The sequence below is a fragment of the Teichococcus deserti genome (assembly GCF_001982615.1).
Classification (GTDB): Bacteria; Pseudomonadota; Alphaproteobacteria; order Acetobacterales; family Acetobacteraceae; genus Pseudoroseomonas; species Pseudoroseomonas deserti.
Window position 1 is genome coordinate 1 of record NZ_MLCO01000251.1, and the last position, 3,495, is coordinate 3,495.

The following is a 3,495-nucleotide window of genomic DNA, read 5'->3' on the forward strand; positions in this document are numbered from 1 at the left end:
CGACCTGCTGGAGCCGCCGCCGGCGCGCCGCGCCAGCGGCCCCTCCGAGGACACGCTGCAGGCCAATGCCCGCCAGCTCGAATCCGTGCTCGAGGATTACGGCGTGCGCGGCCGCATCGTCGAGATCCGCCCGGGCCCGGTCGTCACCCTCTACGAGCTCGAGCCGGCGCCGGGCACCAAGTCGGCCCGCGTCATCGGCCTGGCCGACGACATCGCCCGCAGCATGTCGGTCATGGCGGTGCGCATCGCCACCGTCCCGGGGCGCAACGTCATCGGCATCGAGCTGCCCAACACCAAGCGGGAGATGGTGATCTTCAGCGAGCTGCTGGTCACCGACGACTGGAGCCGCCAGAGCGGCAAGCTGCCGCTGGTGCTCGGCAAGGACATCGGCGGCGCCCCGGTGATCGCCGACCTCGCCCGCATGCCGCACCTGCTGATCGCCGGCACCACCGGCTCGGGCAAGTCGGTCGGCATCAACACCATGATCCTGTCGCTGCTCTACCGGTTCACCCCGGATGAATGCCGCTTCATCATGATCGACCCGAAGATGCTGGAGCTCTCGGTCTATGACCGGATCCCGCACCTCCTGGCGCCCGTGGTCACCGAGCCGCCCAAGGCGATCGGCGCGCTGAAATGGACGGTGAAGGAGATGGAGCGCCGCTACCGCGCCATGTCCCAGCTCGGCGTCCGCAACATCGGCGGCTACAACGAGAAGGTGCAGGCGGCCCTGGCCCGCGGCGAGGTGCTGACGCGCCGCGTGCAGACCGGCTTCGACCCCGACACCGGCAAGCCGGTCTTCGAGGACCAGCCGCTGGCCCTCGCCCCGCTGCCGATGATCGTCGTCGTCATCGACGAGATGGCCGACCTGATGATCGTCGCCGGCAAGGAGATCGAGGCCGCCGTCCAGCGCCTGGCGCAGATGGCCCGCGCCGCCGGCATCCATGTGATCATGGCGACGCAGCGCCCCTCGGTCGACGTCATCACCGGCACCATCAAGGCGAACTTCCCGACCCGCATCTCCTTCCAGGTGACGTCGAAGATCGACAGCCGCACCATCCTGGGCGAGATGGGCGCCGAGCAGCTGCTGGGCCAGGGCGACATGCTGCACATGGCCGGCGGCGGCCGCGTCAGCCGCGTGCACGGCCCCTTCGTCTCCGACAACGAGGTCGAGCGCGTGGTCGAATGGCTGCGCGAGCAGGGCGAGCCCGCCTATATCGAGGAAGTCACCGAAAGCGAGGACGAGGGCGACAGTGGCCTGTCCGGCATCGCCGGTGCCTCGGAGGGCGAGAAGGGCCTGTTCGACCAGGCCGTCGCCCTGGTGACCCGCGAGGGCAAGGCCTCGACCTCCTTCATCCAGCGCCACCTGTCGATCGGCTACAACCGCGCGGCGAAGCTGATCGAGCAGATGGAGAAGGAAGGGGTGGTCGGACCGGCCAACCATGTCGGCAAGCGGGAAGTTCTTGCCCGGCGCAGCGACGACGATTGAAGAGAAGCGCTTGGCAGGCCAGGGGAATGAACTCCCCTGGATTTTTCTTTCGGACTGCCGTGTCCACGTGGCGACAGTACGTGAAACGGCCCAGCAGCAGCGCGACCTTCGAGGTCGCGCTGTTTTCGTATGAGGGTGCCTCGCCGTAATGCCCTGGTGTGGGTGCCGATGAGGCGCAGGTTTCGCCACGGCCGGTGATCAGAAAGAAGATGGGGGTCTGGGGGAATTCATTCCCCCAGCCTGCCCGATGCTTCCCTGCCTTACCCTGCTGCCAAAGCCGCTTCCCTGACTGCCGTCGGCACCTCCGTCGGAGCCAGCTCTTCCGGCGTCGCGCAGAGACGGGCGGACTGCATCCAGCGGGAAAACCCAGGCGAGGCGGTCAGCACGGCGAAGGGCGCGGCGAGCAGGAGCGGCGCCAGGAAGGGCAGGCCCCAGGCCCAGGCGGTGCCGCCGGCCGCCGCCAGGGCCGCGAGGCCGGCGGCGCCCAGCAGGGTCTCGGGCCAGAGCAGGCGGGCGGCGTCGCGCCAGGCCAGGCCGTGGGCGTCGCGGTTCTGCGGCGCCCAGCCGATGCGACGGCCGCAGGCGAGGCCGGCCAGGAAGATCGCCTTGCTGGCCAGGCTGATCGGGTCCAGCAGGGTGGTGAACAGGATCTCGGCCGCGGCGCCGCGGGCGACGGCCATGGGGCCGCCGTAAGGCGCGCTGCGGCGCGGCTGCAGCAGCAGGGCCAGGTAGCTCAGCAGCTTGGGCGCGTGGATCGCGGCCCAGTTGGCCAGCAGCAGCGCGGCCAGAGCTGCGGCCGGGGTCGCCTCGCCGCCGCCGGTGACCGCATTGCCGATGCCGGCCAGCAGCACCAGCAGCCAGAGCGGCGCCGACAGGAAAAGCAGAATCGCCTGGACCAGCTGCCAGCGGCCCATCGCCGTGAGCCCCGGCAGGCGGAGCAGGGCAAAATACTGCATGTTGCCGGCGCCCCAGCGGCGGTCGCGCAGCAGGAAGTCGGGCAGGCTGGGCGGGTTGCCTTCCTGGCTGCCTTCCTCTTCCGGGACGCAGCGCACCTTCCAGCCGGCGGCGTGCAGGCGGACGGCCTCGATCTGGTCGTGGCTGAGGATGGCGCGGCCGTCGGGCAGGGGCTCCAGCCGGGCGTGCTCGCGGAAGGGGGCGACCCGGATCAGCGCGTTGTGGCCCCAGTAAGGGCCCTGGTCGAGTTGCCACCAGGCCTGGCCGGTGGCCCAGCTGCGCATGCCGGCGCGCATGCCGAACTGGAACAGGCGGGTGAAGGCGCTGTCGGCCGGGCGGCCGGTGATCAGCTGCTGCAGGATGGCGAGCCTGGGGTCGGCCTGCATGGTGGCGACCAGGCGCAGCACGGCGGCGGCCGACATCTCCGAATCGGCGTCGAGGCAGAGAAAGAAGTCGAAGCCGCCACCTGGGCCGTCGAGGAACTCCATCACGTTGCCGGCCTTGAAGCCGGTGTTCTCGGCGCGGCGGCGGTGGCGGATGGCAATTCCCTGGCCGGCGCGGGCGGCCGTGAAGCGGGCGATGGCGGCGTCCTCGGCCGCGGCGGCCGCCGGATCCTGGGTGTCCGAGAGCAGCCAGAGGGTGAAGCCGCGCCCGGCCGCCGCGGGGCCCAGCGTGGCCTCCAGCCCGTCCAGCAGGCGGGCGAGCGGCGGCAGGACGGCGGCCATGCTCTCGTTGCGCAGGCAGACGGCCAGCGCCGTGCGGGCGCGCGGCGGCAGCACCGGGTGGCGCTGCCAGCCTGGCACCACGCGGGCCACCGGGTCGCGACTGACCATCCCCAGCACGAAGCCGAAGAGCGCGTTGCCGGCGCAGAGGCAGGTCCAGGGCAGGGTGCCCAGCCAGGCCGCCATCAGCGCCACCTCCCAGCCGGTCCAGCCGCCGGGGGCCAGCACCTGCCAGGCCAGGGCCGCCAGCCCCAGCCCGATCGCCAGGCAGACCAGGAGGAAAGCGGCACGGCGCAGGCCGGGCCGCTCGGGCGGGGTGGGGCGGAGGGGGAT

General features: G+C 71.6%; 2 protein-coding genes. One reads left to right on the forward strand and one right to left on the reverse strand.

Translation table 11 applies throughout. The features are described 5' to 3' along the window. Window positions 1–1,486: DNA translocase FtsK (locus tag BKE38_RS22595; protein ID WP_076959493.1), on the forward strand; the 1,486-nt coding region annotated here is incomplete at its 5' end. A 260-nt stretch (window positions 1,487–1,746) separates the two neighbouring features. Here BKE38_RS22595 and mdoH read toward each other — a convergent pair. After that, a partial coding sequence (gene mdoH, locus BKE38_RS22600) for a glucans biosynthesis glucosyltransferase MdoH (protein ID WP_278247639.1) occupies window positions 1,747–3,495 on the reverse strand: 1,749 nt, incomplete at its 5' end.